A 16,500-nucleotide genomic window follows, 5' to 3' on the forward strand; every position below is an offset into this window, starting at 1 on the left:
ATATACATGATAATGAATGGTGTTTGCGGCATATTCCGATTTAGCTGGCAGCTAAATCACAGAACTTAAGCGCCACTCTTTAAACGGCGCAAGCTTCGCTGCAACCGGCTATCTTCTTCCCGCACAGATAACATCACCTCTTCGATGTAACTTAAGTGTTCATTCGAGGCTTCTCTGGCGGCGTCGGGATCACGACGAACGATGGCAGCGAGCAAGGCCCGTCTGTGATCGTTAGCCATAGTAGAAGCTTCTTCGCGGCGGCTTAAAAGCTCCAGGTTTTGCGCCACATTTTGATGCAGCACAGGGGTTAAACTAAGAACGAGGTGTAACATAGCCACGTTATGTGACGCTTCCGCCACAGCACGATAAAAACGCACAATCGCAGCAGCTTTTTGTTCGATATCGGTGGCGGCTTCCACCTCGAGGATCATACGCTTGATATTTTGCATATCGGCGTCGGTACCACGCAGGGCCGCAAAATAGGCCATCATGCCTTCGGTGGCATGGCGGAACTCCAGTAAGTCGTACTGACTCTCTGGATCTGAATTCATCAGTTCAACAATAGGATCGGCAAGGGTCTGCCAGAGTTGTTCTTTGACATAAGTACCACCGCCTTGGCGGCGCATTAACAGTCCTTTTGCCTCAAGCTTTTGAATAGCTTCACGCAAAGAAGGTCGAGACACTTCAAACTGGATCGCCAGTTCGCGTTCAGGCGGTAACTTCTGACCGGGCTGTAAACTCCCCTCTAAGATCATTTGCTCTAATTGCGCCATGATCACGTCAGAAATTTTTGGCTGATTAATTTTACTATAGGCCATCAGGCGCTCAGCTCCGTTGTAAATTGGTCTTACCAATTTTTTTGAGTGAGCGCACTTTATCAAATCAGCGTTTTGATGTCCAGATTGAAGATCACTCCTTAAAAGCGATCTCGATCAAAAGCACTCACGAAGAGAGAGCATAGCGGAAAAAAATGTTTATGGGGTCAGACCATTTGACAAAAGCACGGACTTCGCCCCACTAGGCGCTGCCAAAAGCGCAGCGGATAGATTCTAGGTTCTAGACTAGAAGGAGCACAACGACGCCCTAGCAGCAAAGCGTTCTCGATTCTCGCTGCGAAGCATCCTTCTTTTAACTCACCAATCCGAAAATGGTCAGTAATGAAAGTATTGCAACAATAAGTGTAAAGTTACGTTTACTGAGCACTAATAATGCTAAGGTTGATTGTACACATATAGGTGCACTTGCGACCTCAGGTAAAGGTTGTGCCGCTAATGCCGTTTCAGCAACCACAGTACGAGCGCTCGCATTTAAGGTCAACCCATTACGGCGCCACGCCGCTAAACCTTCACTAAATTGACCACTTAAGGCATAACCAAAGGCGAAAATCCGGCTCGGTAACCAATCCAGTAGCGTAACCACTTCATTGACTAAGGGTAGCTCTAGGGATTTACGGGCATTCTCTTCGGCATAAAAACGTACCGTGCAATACAGTACCGCACCGACTGGACCTAAAAAAATGAAAAACAACGCCACTGCACCATAATAACGATAGTTAATCCAAGCAACACTTTGGCCCACTTTGGCACCAAGGTCTTTCTCGGATACAGCATCCAAACACTCGCTACAATCGAGTTCGGCGGCATAATGGTAACAAGCTTGGACGTCTGAGCGACAAGCGGCTTGCATATATTTTTTGAAAATATCACGCTGTTTCTGATGGTTAAAACAAACCACGGCCACAACAATCCATAGGGCTAAACTTAATAAGCCCCAAAACATTCCCGCCACTAACCAAGATAAAACATATACCAACAAGGCTGGTAGCACTAACGCCAACGCCATCATCACGCTTGTCAGTGACGCTTTATCACCAAAAAATGTTGTCTGATAGGATTGCAGTAAACGATCAAATTGCCATGATGAAGGAAGAAATTTAAGTCGCTCCACTAAAATGGCGACCAAGAGTGAAAATAATGCCATGGGCTGTACCTCTATAATTTGTCCATAAATAGTCTAGGTTTATATGGAATACGTCTAAAATCCAAAAAGTTAAGTGATTAACTAAGAGCGCAACGCCTGAGTATATTCCTTTAACTTGCCTAAATATCCTTCCCAATCAAAACTTTGCCCGGGGTCCGTTTTCCGCATTGGCGCAATATCACAATGACCCACAATCCGTTCAATACTCAGCAATGGATATTCTACCAGTAGGGCTTGTGTTAACTCGATAAGTGACTGATATTGCTCAGGAGTGTAAGACTCAGTATCAGTGCCTTCCAGTTCAATACCAATGGAAAAATCATTACAATTATCTCTCTCACCATAACGAGACACCCCAGCATGCCAAGCCCTGTCATTACAGCTTACATATTGGACACGCTCGCCATTGCGGCGGATCAAAAAGTGCGCCGACACTTGCAAGCCCAGCAACGGTGCAAAGCTGGAATCGGCATTAGTATCTAAACACCCCTGAAATAATTGATCAATGTAAGGTAATCCAAAGCAGCCTGCGGGCAGACTAATATTGTGGATCACTAACAAACTCACTTCATTCAAGGGACGTTGATTAAAATGTGACGACTCACAACGCCTCGCACTATCACACCAACCCGAATCAAACCGCATTATGAGCTTATCCTCTATGCCACATATACTGGCTTACTCTAACAGTATTCCTCCAAGCAAAGAAGAAACCCTGCGCACGGAACTTACTGACTTCCTCATCTTTTTAACATTGAGATTATAAAGCAAACCATTCACTCCCAACATAAATAAGCCAGAGGCTAAGTCCTGCAGCACAATCCTCCACGCTGTTCCGTGAGACCTAAGGCCGTGGTAATCTTAACCTAAGATGCAAGTAGGTCGTCAGTAATTAAAGAACGCAAGGACCCCGCTCATGTTAGAAAACGATATTCGCCAATCAGTAAAATCCGCCCTTTGTGAAGACTTAGGCGGCATCGAAATCAACGAACACACTAAAGCCATAGCCTATGGCGATATCACAGCAATGTTGATCCCCGCTGATAAGTACGCTGAAGCCACTTTAATCACCCGTGAAGAAGGCGTTTTTTGCGGTAAAGCATGGGCAGAGCAGGTTTTTAATCAACTCGGTGGGGAAGTCGCACTGCATTGGCATGTGGATGATGGCGATTTAGTATTACCCAACCAGTTACTGTGTGAACTCTCGGGACCAGCGCGCGCTATTCTCACTGGCGAACGCACGGCAATGAATTTCATCCAAACCCTGTCTGGCGTTGCGACCTTAACTAAGCATTATGTCGATAAACTAGTAGGTACGCACACTCGTCTATTAGATACTCGCAAAACCATTCCAGGTCTGCGCACTGCCCAGAAATATGCCGTCACCTGCGGCGGCGGCAAAAACCACCGCATTGGCTTATATGATGCATTTTTGATTAAAGAAAACCACATTATGGCCTGTGGTGGCATTCGCCAAGCCGTAGATACCGCCCGCAGCTTGTACCCGAACAAACCCGTTGAAGTCGAAGTGGAGTCACTCGAAGAACTCGCCTTAGCACTCGACTCAGGCACAGATATCATCATGTTAGATAACTTTGATATCACTATGATGGTCGAAGCCGTAGAGATGAATAATCAATATCGAGCTAAAGACAAAGCAAAAGGCGCTAAGCTTGAAGTCTCCGGCAATGTCACCTTAGACACTCTAGCCGAATTCGCCAAAACTGGTGTCGACTATATCTCAGTTGGTGCACTCACTAAGCATGTTCGCGCCCTAGACTTATCGCTTAGATTGAAAGCTTAAAACCGACTTAAAGTAAACCGTAACATTTGTTAAATCACAAAACGCTTTGCATGTACCAGACTCAAAAAGCAAAGCGTTTTGCCCTTATGATACAAATATCAGCAATGGCTAAACTCCTTCAAAAATCAATCGAAAATCCGTCATCACCTTGACTCTAGCGCTAATACCAGTCAATCAAACTGACATTGTCAAAATTTTGTTATAACACAATGTGTTTAATCTCCTATTTCTTAGACAAATGAATCATTTTATTAGTACTTTATGAGTAAAAGTTGTTTCATTTTATGCAACTTTGTACTAACTTTTACAAAGGCGAGATGGCCGTTTGGTCAACCTCACCTAAGGTCAGCACTGGAATGTCTGTCAAAATACTCTAATTTGCGTTTCAGGAGCACATTTTGAGGGACATTAGCCTAAGGTGCGGTTACCGAAAGGATTTATTCAAACAGACATTCACTCAGTAAGTGGCGTTGAATAAATCAGCATGAGTCATTACACATGGGTCATTCAAGATCATCGGTGTACTGTTAATGTTACATAGATCATATAAATGATTTTATTGACATAAATGAGTAATAAAGTTTGATGAGATAAAACAATTTATAGGGTAAAACAGCGGTTAGGTTAAACGCTCTATTCAACCACAGTAAGTCACTAAATAGTTAGCTGGAGAGAAAAATGAAGGCCATGCATTTAAACAAAAGATTAAACAAAGCATTAAATAAAAAAGCTCAGGGTTTTACTCTGATCGAACTAATGATCGTAGTTGCCATTATCGGTATTTTGGCTGCGATCGCATTACCAGCGTATAAGGACTACGTAGTAACAGCTGAAGGCGGCGCTGCAATGAAAGGTTTAAGTGCTTTCTCCCAGAAAGTCCAAGCATGCGTTCAAACAGGTATTGCTTGCGATACTATTGATGCAGAAATTACTAAAAATACAAAACTAACGGTTGATGATGCTACAAAGTTAGCTCAAAACGGTGATCCTGTACTTACATGGGCCGATAACAATTGTACAATGACAGCTACCTATGATGCTGATGGTGGGGTGGAGTTTGCTGTAACTGCTGGCGGTGAAAGATGTGAAAAAGGCGCTGGTATCGGCAGCTAATTACACCAATTATTATAAAGCCCCATCTTGGGGCTTTTATATTTGTATCAATTAATTATCCCGGTTAACCATAGTCTTGGATACATTTGCTGATTAAGCGCGGCATCACCAAGGCTAGTGATTAACAGTGCACCACAGATTATCACTATTGCCACCAAAGCAACTTTCAATGGCAGTGTTATTACTCGCAGCTGATATTGGCGGCAATTAAGAGCCAATAACGCCATCAATAATGCTTGGGATAATGGCATCACAATTACCCCATCGAACATGGCATAAACCCATACTGCGCAAAGAGCAAATACCAGCACAATATCGGTTGCGTCTATGCCTGAGTCTGTATCGAAACTTTTGCCGAGGCTTTTGTTAATGCCGCTTTGTGGTTTTGCAGCCAAATGCTCATTCGACTTTGCCCTTAATAATTTAAGCCGCTTTAATATTACCCGTAATTTCATCAGCGACCAACTCGCCAGCAAGATAAACGCAAATACACCAAACTCATATAAAAACTGCAGTAGAGCATTATGGGGATGGGCATTAGGCAAAGGTCTTGCTTCTGCCCATGCAAAACTCATTGGCCCGTGACCTAACCAAACATGTTCGGGGATCGTTTGTAAAATATAAATCCACATGTCAATGCGACCTGAGCTATTGGTCCTTAGCTGCCAAATTTGGCTATCAAAAAGAAACAGTGGCATAATAATGATCAACACTAACCACAAAAGCGTGCCTAAAGTCACAGCCTTCATAATTGGGCGAATAAACGCTTTACGCAGGTCAGCAGATAAAAAGCTATACACAACAAACGCTGCCACCACCATTGCGAGTAATGCCCCGCGAGCCTCTGATTGCAACAAGATTAACCACAACACACTAAAAGCCAACATGGCTGCCCGTTTATATTTTTTAAGTGGTTCAATATAAAAAGATAAGCACAATAGTGGCATCAGCATAACTTGCAACTGATTGAAAAATCTGACATTCATAAAACCAGCAACTAAAGAATGCACATCGGGCCGATTAGCATCGAAGGCATGAAAAAGCAGTAGCAAAAAAAACTTAACTGAAATACAAACCGAAAAAAATAATGCAAACCAAAGAAAATATTGCAGCACAACAGTTTTGCCTATATCTGCAATCAGTACACCGACGATATAAAACAAGCAGAACAACAATAAAAAGTTGGCTAATTCAAGCAATGGCCAAAATGTGTGTTTACTATTTAATGCAGAAATAAAACCCAAAATAAATATTACACAGACAACCCAACATGTGTAAGGAGAAAGTATAGCGATCGGTACAGATTTTCTGCATGAAAGCAACACCATAGCGACCATCACAAATACGATAACTAAAATCCGTTTCAGATCATAAGAGTTACCCAGTCCAGCGAAACCACTGAAATAGCCCGAAAGAAGAGAGCCCATAAAAAAGACGGCAAAAAATAAAAAAAGAATTATTCGAGAAACGACATGAGAGAGTATCAACTTGAACATCCTTATTGACGACTTAGACCATAGCAATGATTATTAAAAATAATATTATTGATTTTAAAAAGTAATTATATGTTTGATAAGGACTTTACTCATATAGAACAATAAAAGTCGATTTTAAAATGCACCCAATAAGAACACTAATAAAGATCCGATAGTAGAAATTAACGGTATCTGCTCGCGACAGCATATACATTAAACTGCATCTCTATGATGAACATCATTTTTCTTCGATTATGGAGCCTTTATTATATATGACAAATGCTTTTTTTGGCGCTATTATGAGCTACTTTATCAAGATAGGAGTGTGTTATGCCATCTACAGGCCTTCACTTAGGGCTGTCGACCCTTTTTATCCGCAAAGGTCTGCTAAATGAAGAGCAGATGGCTAACGCTATCACTAAATCTCGACAAAACAAACACGCCCTTGTAAGCACCTTAGTTCAAAGTAAGCTAATCTCTGCCCGTGCAATAGCCGAGCTTTGCTATCAAGAGTACGGAACGCCACTACTCGATCTCAATGAGTTTGATCTTGCTTCAATCCCTGAAGATTTTCTCAATAAGAAACTCATTGAAAAACACCGTTGTTTACCCTTGTTTAAACGCGGTAATCGCCTCTATATAGGCACATCCGACCCAACTAATATTGCCGCCCTCGAAGATTTCCAGTTTAGTGCAGGCCTGCACGCCGAAGCGATTCTAGTTGAGGAAGATAAGCTCGCTACAGCGCTAGAGAAAATTCTCGAAGAAGATATCAGCGGTCTCGATTTAGGCGGCATGGACGAAGCAGCGCTGGCAGCGATAGAAATTACTGATACAGACAGACGTAGCGAAGAGTCTACTGGTGAGAGTAGTGACGATGCACCCATCGTTATTTATATCAATAAAATTTTAACCGATGCGATTCGCAAAGGTGCGTCAGATTTGCACTTTGAACCCTATGAAAAACGCTACCGTATTCGCTTTCGTATAGATGGTATTCTCCACGAAGTGTCTGAGCCGCCGATTAGTCTGGCTGGTCGTCTTTCTGCACGCTTAAAAGTGATGTCGAAACTCGATATCGCCGAACGGCGCGTGCCACAAGACGGCCGAATCAAGATGAAACTTTCCCGTACTAAGTCTATCGACTTTCGGGTAAGTACCCTACCGACACTCTGGGGTGAAAAGATTGTAATGCGGATTTTAGACTCATCCTCCGCACAATTAGGCATTGAAAAGCTCGGCTACGAGCCAGACCAAGAAAAGCTCTACCTTGAGATGCTAGCAAAACCCCAAGGGATGATTTTAGTGACGGGTCCAACGGGCTCAGGTAAGACCGTCTCCCTTTACACAGGGTTAAATATTCTCAATACCGAAGAGCGTAATATTTCTACCGCTGAAGATCCGGTTGAAATTAACCTTGAAGGTGTGAACCAAGTTCACATTAATTTAAAGGCAGGCCTCACCTTCGCATCCGCTTTACGTTCATTTCTACGCCAAGACCCTGATGTGGTGATGGTAGGTGAAATCCGTGATCTGGAAACAGCCGAAATTGCCATTAAAGCGGCGCAAACAGGACACTTAGTCTTATCGACCTTGCACACAAACTCGGCTGCCGAAACCTTAACCCGTTTAATCAACATGGGTGTACCTGGCTATAACATAGCTAGCTCTGTGAATTTGATTATTGCACAGCGCTTAGCGCGTCGCCTCTGCCCAGAATGTAAACAAGCTGAAGTGATACCCGAGCATGAATTACTGCGCCTAGGTTTTGACCAAACACAAATTACTCAAGGCTTTACCACCTTTAAACCTGTTGGCTGCGAACATTGCTCTGCAGGCTACAAAGGTCGAGTAGGTATTTACGAAGTGATGAAGATGTCTGACGAAATAGCCCGCACTATCATGGAAGGGGGAAACTCTTTACAAATCGCCTCCCAAGCTAAAGCCCAAGGAATGCGAGATTTACGGCAATCAGGCTTATTGAAAGTGATCCACGGTGTTACTAGCATTGCAGAAGTCAATCGCGTAACCAGTTTTGGTTAAATCCAATCTTTATGTCTAAAGTTACGTCTAAAATTCAGGCAATACCGCATTATTACTCGTATATTTGAATCTTAGAGTCCAAACTATTTAGCAAGCACAGCGTTCAGTTAACTAGAAATCTAGAACGATTTATTTACAGGAATCATTTATGGCTACGGCAACGACAACAAGAAAGCCTCGCACCAAGAAAGCCGAGCAAAAGAGCCAACCAAAAATCTATACCTTCGAATGGAAAGGTGTAAATCGCGACGGCAAAAAAACAGCAGGTGAACTCAGGGGAGCAACCGCCGCTGAAATCCGTAGCCAATTGAAATCCCAAGGCGTAAATCCAAAGAACGTACGTAAACAGTCTTCTGCGCTATTTAAACTAGGTGATCCGAAAATCACCCCTATGGATATTGCTATGATGACTCGCCAAGTTGCGACTATGCTAGCGGCGGGCGTACCTTTAGTGACAACTATTGAGCTACTTGGCCGCGGTCACGAAAAAGCTAAAATGCGAGAACTATTAGGAAATATCCTTAGCGAAATTCAATCGGGTATTCCTTTATCCGATGCTATGCGCCCCCATAGGCGCTACTTCGACGAACTTTATGTAGACCTAGTCGCAGCCGGTGAGCATTCTGGTTCACTCGATTTGGTTTTCGATCGCGTAGCTACTTACAGAGAAAAATCAGAAGCACTGAAATCCAAAATAAAGAAGGCCATGTTCTATCCTGCTGCCGTTGTCATGGTAGCCATTTTAGTCACGGCTTTGTTACTCTTATTTGTCGTCCCGCAATTCGAAGATATATTTAAAGGCTTTGGTGCTGAACTGCCCGCCTTTACTCAATTAGTGCTGCATATTTCACGCGGCTTACAATCCTCTTGGTATATCTTTTTAGCCGCCATTGTTGGGGGCGTATTTTTGTTCGTACGGGCGCACCGAAACTCACAAATGGTGCGAGATAGAGTAGACGAAGCTGTGCTTAAAATCCCAGCCATTGGGCCCATTTTACATAAAGGGGCCATGGCTCGATTCGCTCGTACTTTAGCAACCACTTTCGCTGCGGGCGTGCCGTTGATTGATGGTCTAGAATCCGCCGCAGGCGCATCGGGTAATGCAGTCTATCGAAAAGCGATTTTAAAAATTCGTCAAGAAGTGATGGCGGGGATGCAGATGAATGTGGCTATGCAGACCACTGGACTTTTCCCCGACATGTTAGTGCAAATGGTGATGATAGGCGAAGAATCAGGTTCACTAGATAACATGCTCAATAAAGTCTCTACTATCTACGAAATGCAAGTAGACGATGCCGTAGATGGCTTATCAAGCCTGATAGAACCGATTATGATGGTGGTAATCGGTACTGTCGTCGGCGGATTAATTGTTGCTATGTACTTGCCAATCTTCCAGATGGGTAAAGTTGTTAGCGGCTAGTTTAATTTCTCATCCTCAAAATATATATAAGAACATCAAATGTCAGAATTCATCTCCCTTTTAGGCCAGTCTCTAGATCAGAGTCCTTGGCTGTTTATTGCGTTAAGCTTTATTTTTGCCGCCACCATAGGCAGTTTTTTAAACGTAGTGATCCACAGATTTCCTGTAATGATGAAACGGGAATGGCAGCAAGAATGTAATCAGTATTTGCAGGAATACCACGCTGAGATAGTCGCAAAAATCGGTATTGATAAACTCAATACACCGATAGATAGCTTCCCCGAAAAATATAATCTCGTGGTGCCGGGCTCTGCTTGCCCTAAGTGCAGAACGGCGATTAAACCTTGGCATAATTTACCTGTATTGGGCTGGTTAATGCTCAAGGGAAAATGCGCTGCTTGTCACGCCCCCATTTCCGCCCGCTACCCAATAATTGAATTCATCACAGGGCTACTTGTTGCGACTTTAGCGTGGCACTTTGGTCCAAGCTGGCAATTTGTCTTTGCGAGCATACTGACATTTGTACTCGTCGCCCTTACTGGTATCGATCTTGATGAAATGCTGCTCCCCGACCAAATGACGTTACCGTTACTTTGGCTCGGCTTGATCATCAATCTAAATCATACCTTTGCGAGTCCAACCGATGCCATTATCGGTGCGGCAGCTGGCTATTTAAGCTTGTGGTCCATTTTTTGGCTATTTAAGATCCTCACTGGCAAGGAAGGCATGGGCTATGGCGACTTTAAACTGCTCGCCGTTTTCGGTGCTTGGCTCGGCTGGCAAATGCTGCCGCTGGTCATTTTACTTTCGTCCTTAGTCGGAGCAGTTGTCGGCATCACTATGATTGTCAGTAAACGCCTCAAGCAAGGTAATCCCATCCCATTTGGGCCTTATATTGCTGCCGCAGGCTGGATAGCCTTGCTATTTGGACAACAGATTGTTGATTGGTACCTATCAACACTGTAAAAGCTGGCAAACTAGGCACTGAGTTATCCGGAGTATGTTATGTCAAAGTTTATCGTTGGCCTTACTGGCGGCATAGGTAGCGGTAAAACGACTGTTGCCAATTTATTCGCCGCAGAACGCATTACCTTAGTCGACGCCGATATCGTTGCCCGCGACGTTGTCGCTCAGGGTTCAAAAGGACTTGAGGCCATCGTTAGCCATTTTGGCATTGAGATGTTAACGCCTGAGGGTGAACTCGATCGCGCCAAACTGCGGCAACGGATATTTAGCCACCCTGAAGAACGTGAATGGTTAAACCAGCTATTGCACCCCATGATCCGCCAAGAAATGCTAGCACAGGTAGAAAAAGCAACCTCAGTCTATGTAATTATGGTCGTGCCCTTGCTATTTGAGAACGGGTTAGATAGGTTAGTCAATCGGACTTTAGTGGTGGATATTTCGCCTGAGTTGCAAATCAGCCGCACCATAAAAAGGGACAATGTTGATGCATCTCAAGTAAATAACATCATTAACAGCCAATTGAGCCGCAGCGAAAAACTCGCCCGAGCCGACGACATTATTGATAATCAGGGAGAGATATCAACCTTAAAACGAGAGGTGCTAGCATTGCACCAACGCTATTTACAACTATCTGGTACTCATAACGCCCATGACTGAATTAGTTTACGAACAGCCCCTAAACGAGAAAATTCGCAGCTACTTGCGGCTCGAATACCTCGATAAACAGCTGCAAAGTAACCTAAGCAATGACCACCAACATAGATGTTTTTATCCGCTGTTTTCCCTCTGTGAATTGTCCGAACGCTGCGATTATCGCAATGAAGTATTAAAAGATATTGAGCGGCACTTGCTGCAACTGAACAAATGGCAAGAATTAGATCACGTCGACCACCAGCAAATCAATATCTATATCAACGCCCTCACCCAAGCCCGCGAACCGTTACAAAAGCCTGAACGCTTCGGCAGCCAATTAAAACAAGACAAATTTATTTCCGCACTTCGACAACGCTTCGGCATGCCAGGTGCTTGCTGTAACTTCGACCTACCGCAACTGCATTATTGGCTATCTAAACCTTGGGAAGAAAAACAGCACGATTATCGCTCTTGGATAGCGCATTTCGAACCTTTACTTACCCCGATCACGTTACTACTTCAACTTACTCGTAGCACGTCCCATTACGACAATGCCGTTGCCCACGCAGGCTTTTATCAAGGTGACAGTGCCCAAGCACTTGCTTTGGTAAGGGTTAAAGTCGATGCATCCCACGGGTGTTATCCTACGATTAGCGGCCATAAAAACCGTTTCGCTATCCATTTTGTGCAGTTTGAACAACAACGCCACTCCGACCGTTCAATTGATTTCTTACTGGCTACCTGTGCATGAAGCCTTTACACTAATGGCCTGAAAGACATTAGTATTGGCGGCCGCTTTATCGCCGTTAACCAAGAGAACAATTATGCCATTGACCGTTAACTGCCCTATTTGCAAAGCCCCTGTCGAGTGGGTGCCACAATCTGCATTTAAACCTTTTTGCAGCGAGCGCTGTAAGTTGATCGATCTCGGCGATTGGGCGTCAGAAAAACACGTCATCCCAGTCAAAGCCGAATTTGATCCAGAAGCATTTGATGAATTTGATCTCGATGAAGGCGATTTTTTTAAAGAGTAATTTTGGGTTTACACACGAATAACTCAGCTCAAGCCTTTAATGCCCTTACTTTTACCCACTCATTAATCGATAAATATTATGACTAAACGCATCCATGTTGCCGTCGGCATTATTACTAACTCGGCCGGTGAAATTCTGTTGGCAAAACGCCCAGATCATTTACATCAAGGTGGGAAATGGGAATTTCCTGGTGGTAAAGTTGAGACAGGCGAAACTGTCACTCAGGCATTGATCCGTGAACTCAAAGAGGAAGTCGCGCTCAATGTCACTGATAGTCAGCCATTTATGGCGTTGAGTTTCGACTATCCCGATAAACAAGTGCTACTCGATATCCATTCAGTCACAGAATTTAACGGCACAGCTCAAGGCCTTGAAGGTCAGCTTATCGCTTGGGTCACTAAAACCGATTTAATTAATTATGACTTCCCCGAGGCTAACAAGCCTATTTTAGAAAAAATTCTCGCTCAGTAATCGAGCCATGTAACTTATTATTTCAATACGCTCTATCCCCGAATCGCGGTTCGGGGATGTGCTTTTTCAATGTCTTAACTCCAAAAACTATGCAATCCTGTGATCGTTAAGCTTATAGATATTAGCAATGCGTGATCTAGCTTGCAGCAAATCAATGATCCGCTTTAATCGCATCGAGAATAATGTTTGAATCAAGCTTCATTCTTTCTCTTCGATTTTAAGGGCACATCATGCACAATAACGTTAAGGCATTCCTAGCCACTACTGCCTTATTTTTTAGTTGTCAGGCACTAGCCAATGGTGGCTGTGGATTTGAAGAACAACAACAGAGCTTAATTGCGACCTGCAGCGAGGAGAAACAAGAAGTGATTTTAACTGGCATAGTCGAAGCACAACATTTAGTCACAGAACTCAATGAGTTTGCTGAAGGGTATAAAACCTATCAAGTCGATACCACTGCAATCACCCCGCTTAAAAGCATCACTGAACCTACAGAAATTGTAGTGATCATTGGTACTTGGTGCCCAGATTGTCACCGGGAAACGCCGCGCTTTATCCGTATTATGGAAGAAGTCACTAATCCCAATATTAAAGTGACCTATATTGGTGTCGACCGAACGAAAAAAGATCCCGAAGGCTTAGCCGCAAAATACGACTTTACCCGCATTCCAACCTTTATTGTACTGCAGCAAGGTAAAGAAGTTGGCCGCATCGTAGAACGCCCAACGGTTTCCTTAGAAAAAGATCTCGCCGATTTATTGAAATAATCGACACAGTACAAAAACTAAAGGCCGCATCGCGGCCTTTAGTTTTTATCATGTTTTAATAAAATATTAGCTGACTTCGTCAATAATCCGCTGAGCTAACATCACTAAAACACCTTCACGTAATGCGCCGCCAGATAAGGCTAAATGCTCGATCCCCAGCAACTCAAACAAAGCCAATAGAATAGCGACACCCGCAGCAAAAGTCGGTGCTCGCTCACTGCAAAGCCCAACAATCCCCATTAAGCTAATATCTTCTTGGGCGAGGATCTCAGCCTTCAACTGAGTAAGCACATCGAGTGTGATAGTTTCAGATAACCCTCGGTGAAGTAGCACTTCTACCACAGACTGTACAGCGCCGGAGGCACCAACGACACAATGCCAACCAAGATCACGTAGGGTTTGTCTATGCTCTGCTAATGCGATTAGCACTTGCTGCTTAGCATCATCAAAATCTAACTGCTGCAGCGGCAAACTGCTGAAAAATTGGCGATTATAAGTCACACTACCAAAGGGTAAACTGGTTTTGAACAGCACTTGATGCCCATCGCCAATGATAAACTCTGTACTCGCCCCACCGATATCAATAACCAAGCGACGGCCTTGACCACAAGTGGTCGCCACCATACCTTGATAGATGAGCTCTGCTTCACGCATACCAGAGATAATTTCGATCGGATGACCTAAGAGTGGCAATGCACGCTGATTAAACTCATCAGCATTGCTAATACTGCGAAGAGTTGCAGTTGCAATCACAGCAACATGGTTTGCTTCAATCTTATGTTGCACCAACATCTGGGCAAACATACTCAAACAGTCGAGGCCGCGCTGCATGACATCGGGGCTTAATTTGCCATCGTTGCCTATGCCTTCGGCGAGCCTCACCTTGCGTTTATATTTCGCAATAATATGCGGCTGACCACCACGCGTTTTGGCGATCAGCATATTAAAACTATTTGAGCCTAATGTTATAGCGGCATAAGCGGGTGTTGGCATTTACGAATGTCTACGTGTCCTATCATGACGAGGAGGGCGAGCACCACTGCGTTGAGCACCTGGGCGGCTTGCCCCTGAACGATCACGCAAGTTTCGAGTGCCGCTAGGGTGTTTACGGTGAATCTTCGCTGGCGTAGGAATATCGGCCAGTAAAGCTTCACTGTCGTAGTTACTTACTGGAATCGAATGGTTGATGTAGCTTTCGATTGCAGGCAAGTTCAATGCGTACTCTTCACAGGCAAAGCTTATCGACATGCCTTTGTTACCCGCACGACCAGTACGACCGATTCGGTGAACATAGTCTTCGCAATCATCAGGTAAATCATAGTTATACACGTGTGAAACGTCAGAAATATGTAAACCACGAGCCGCTACATCGGTAGCAACCAATATATCTAGTTGACCACTGGTAAATTGCTCAAGGATACGAATACGCTTTTTCTGTGGCACATCACCCGTTAATAAACCCACACGATGTCCGTCACCTTCAAGCCAAGACCAAAGCGTTTCACAACTATGCTTAGTGTTGGAGAAAACGATGGCTTTTTCTGGCCAATCTTCTTCAATCAAGGTCAACAGCAAACGCATCTTCTCTTCTTGGGAAGGATAGAAGATTTCTTCTTTGATGTTTTTGGAGGTTTTTTCTTCGGGGGCGATTTCAACTTTAACGGGCTCATTCATATGATCATAAGCCAGCTCTTGTACTTTCATGGACAAGGTTGCCGAAAATAACATATTAAGACGTTGATTTGCCTCAGGCATACGTCTAAATAAGAAGCGAATATCTTTAATAAAACCAAGATCAAACATACGATCGGCTTCATCAAGTACCACAGCCTGAATTGAATTCAAGCCAATAATACCTTGACGAACGTAGTCGATAATTCGACCCGTTGTACCAATCAAGATATCAACACCTTGATCTAATACTTTACGCTGCACATCGTAACTTTCACCGCCATAAACAATACCCACCTTTAAGTGTGTGTGCTTGGCGAGTAAAATCGCATCTTTGGCAATCTGAATCGCCAGTTCGCGAGTCGGGGCCATAATGATGGCGCGGGGCTGATTAATCAGTCGACCTTCAGGTATGGGAGTCGATAATAAATGATTAAACGTGGCGACCAAAAAGGCCATTGTCTTACCAGTGCCCGTTTGTGCTTGGCCTGCGATATCTTTTGATTGGAGTAATACAGGCAGTGATAACGCCTGGATCGGCGTACAAAATTCGAAGCCGTTCTCGGCAAGGGCCTGTTTAACCTCAGGATGTAGAGGTAGGTCGGCAAACCTTTGGGTAGATAGATGTGTTTCGCTCATAGCGCAAGCTTACCTGTTGAGGTTGCAATAAGATACTCGATCGTTTGAAATAGCCACATTGTAAAAAAGGTAACTTGAAAAGCTATTTTTCAGCCCCAATATACATGGTAAGCCATTAACAAACCAGCAATGGCACCCAAACTGGAGAACATCATGAGCGATAAAATTATATACCTGAGTGACGACAGCTTCGAAAACGACGTATTAAAGTCTGATTTGCCAGTATTGGTAGACTTCTGGGCCGAGTGGTGTGGTCCTTGTAAAATGATCGCTCCAATTTTAGACGATGTGTCTGAAGAATATGCAGGTCGCTTGACTATCGCTAAATTAAACGTTGACCAAAACAATGTTTCTCCAGCGAAATATGGCGTTCGTGGCATCCCAACTTTACTGCTATTCAAGAACGGCGAATTAGCCGCGACTAAAGTTGGCGCACTCTCAAAAACGCAATTGAAAGAGTTTATCGACGCTCAAATCTAATTTG

The 16,500-nt window shown here is 43.8% G+C and carries 17 protein-coding genes; 11 read left to right on the top strand and 6 right to left on the bottom strand.

Annotation, left to right across the window (positions count from 1 at the left end; all coding sequences use genetic code 11):
* Positions 1–65: 65 nt before the first annotated feature.
* From pdhR to ampD, 3 genes are all read right to left on the bottom strand, one after another.
* Positions 66–818: a pyruvate dehydrogenase complex transcriptional repressor PdhR gene (pdhR, locus tag L5M38_RS12500; RefSeq protein ID WP_105250401.1), complete on the bottom strand. Its 753-nt coding sequence runs from the start codon at positions 816–818 to the stop codon at positions 66–68.
* A gap of 310 nt (positions 819–1,128) precedes the next feature.
* The gene (gene ampE / locus L5M38_RS12505) at positions 1,129–1,980 is read right to left on the bottom strand and encodes a beta-lactamase regulator AmpE (protein ID WP_263179303.1); all 852 of its coding nucleotides are present in this window, start codon (positions 1,978–1,980) and stop codon (positions 1,129–1,131) included.
* A gap of 81 nt (positions 1,981–2,061) precedes the next feature.
* Entirely contained in the window at positions 2,062–2,625 is a 564-nt protein-coding gene (ampD, locus tag L5M38_RS12510; RefSeq protein ID WP_263179305.1) for a 1,6-anhydro-N-acetylmuramyl-L-alanine amidase AmpD, read from the bottom strand.
* 271 nt (positions 2,626–2,896) lie between these two features.
* Here ampD and nadC point away from each other — a divergent pair, with 271 nt between their 5' ends.
* Together nadC and L5M38_RS12520 are read left to right on the top strand one after the other, a co-directional pair.
* Positions 2,897–3,784, top strand: coding sequence for a carboxylating nicotinate-nucleotide diphosphorylase (gene nadC / locus L5M38_RS12515; RefSeq protein ID WP_263179306.1), 888 nt, complete (start codon positions 2,897–2,899; stop codon positions 3,782–3,784).
* A 678-nt stretch (positions 3,785–4,462) separates the two neighbouring features.
* Positions 4,463–4,897, top strand: coding sequence for a prepilin-type N-terminal cleavage/methylation domain-containing protein (locus L5M38_RS12520; RefSeq protein WP_317630245.1), 435 nt, complete (start codon positions 4,463–4,465; stop codon positions 4,895–4,897).
* 47 nt (positions 4,898–4,944) lie between these two features.
* Here L5M38_RS12520 and L5M38_RS12525 read toward each other — a convergent pair whose 3' ends face one another.
* The gene (locus tag L5M38_RS12525) at positions 4,945–6,324 is read right to left on the bottom strand and encodes an O-antigen ligase family protein (RefSeq protein ID WP_263179307.1); all 1,380 of its coding nucleotides are present in this window, start codon (positions 6,322–6,324) and stop codon (positions 4,945–4,947) included.
* Between the two features lie 378 nt (positions 6,325–6,702).
* On the opposite strand from L5M38_RS12525, the gene pilB reads away from it, so the two are divergent.
* From pilB to L5M38_RS12565, 8 genes are all read left to right on the top strand, one after another.
* A complete protein-coding gene (pilB, locus tag L5M38_RS12530; RefSeq protein ID WP_263179309.1) occupies positions 6,703–8,415 on the top strand; it encodes a type IV-A pilus assembly ATPase PilB in 1,713 nt (570 codons plus the stop codon).
* Positions 8,416–8,563: 148 nt separating this feature from the next.
* Positions 8,564–9,835 (top strand): type II secretion system F family protein, encoded by a 1,272-nt coding sequence (locus tag L5M38_RS12535; protein ID WP_263179310.1) that lies wholly within the window; start codon positions 8,564–8,566, stop codon positions 9,833–9,835.
* A 39-nt stretch (positions 9,836–9,874) separates the two neighbouring features.
* Positions 9,875–10,801 (top strand): prepilin peptidase, encoded by a 927-nt coding sequence (locus L5M38_RS12540; protein ID WP_263179312.1) that lies wholly within the window; start codon positions 9,875–9,877, stop codon positions 10,799–10,801.
* A gap of 39 nt (positions 10,802–10,840) precedes the next feature.
* On the top strand, positions 10,841–11,458 hold the full coding sequence (gene coaE, locus L5M38_RS12545) for a dephospho-CoA kinase (protein ID WP_263179314.1): 618 nt from the start codon (positions 10,841–10,843) through the stop codon (positions 11,456–11,458).
* On the top strand, positions 11,451–12,185 hold the full coding sequence (zapD, locus tag L5M38_RS12550) for a cell division protein ZapD (protein ID WP_212601342.1): 735 nt from the start codon (positions 11,451–11,453) through the stop codon (positions 12,183–12,185). Before coaE ends, zapD begins: the two co-directional genes overlap by 8 nt.
* Positions 12,186–12,258: 73 nt before the next feature.
* Positions 12,259–12,468, top strand: a complete 210-nt coding sequence (yacG, locus tag L5M38_RS12555; protein WP_006083355.1) for a DNA gyrase inhibitor YacG — start codon at positions 12,259–12,261, stop codon at positions 12,466–12,468.
* A gap of 78 nt (positions 12,469–12,546) precedes the next feature.
* Positions 12,547–12,939 carry an 8-oxo-dGTP diphosphatase MutT gene (gene mutT / locus L5M38_RS12560; protein WP_263179315.1) on the top strand — a complete coding sequence of 131 codons (393 nt, stop codon included), beginning with the start codon at positions 12,547–12,549 and terminating at the stop codon, positions 12,937–12,939.
* A 230-nt stretch (positions 12,940–13,169) separates the two neighbouring features.
* The gene (locus tag L5M38_RS12565) at positions 13,170–13,706 is read left to right on the top strand and encodes a thioredoxin family protein (protein ID WP_263179316.1); all 537 of its coding nucleotides are present in this window, start codon (positions 13,170–13,172) and stop codon (positions 13,704–13,706) included.
* A gap of 66 nt (positions 13,707–13,772) precedes the next feature.
* Here the strand turns inward: L5M38_RS12565 and L5M38_RS12570 are convergent, their stop codons facing one another.
* Complete coding sequence (locus L5M38_RS12570; protein ID WP_113940795.1) at positions 13,773–14,699, bottom strand: exopolyphosphatase; 927 nt, start codon at positions 14,697–14,699, stop codon at positions 13,773–13,775.
* Positions 14,700–16,016, bottom strand: a complete 1,317-nt coding sequence (gene rhlB / locus L5M38_RS12575; protein ID WP_063884693.1) for an ATP-dependent RNA helicase RhlB — start codon at positions 16,014–16,016, stop codon at positions 14,700–14,702. It lies immediately after the preceding gene.
* A 153-nt stretch (positions 16,017–16,169) separates the two neighbouring features.
* On the opposite strand from rhlB, the gene trxA reads away from it, so the two are divergent.
* Positions 16,170–16,496: a thioredoxin TrxA gene (gene trxA, locus L5M38_RS12580; protein ID WP_105250415.1), complete on the top strand. Its 327-nt coding sequence runs from the start codon at positions 16,170–16,172 to the stop codon at positions 16,494–16,496.
* The last annotated feature ends 4 nt before the right edge of the window (positions 16,497–16,500 follow it).

This window comes from Shewanella sp. SM101, from assembly GCF_025654465.1.
In the GTDB taxonomy this organism is placed as follows: Bacteria; Pseudomonadota; Gammaproteobacteria; order Enterobacterales; family Shewanellaceae; genus Shewanella; species Shewanella oncorhynchi.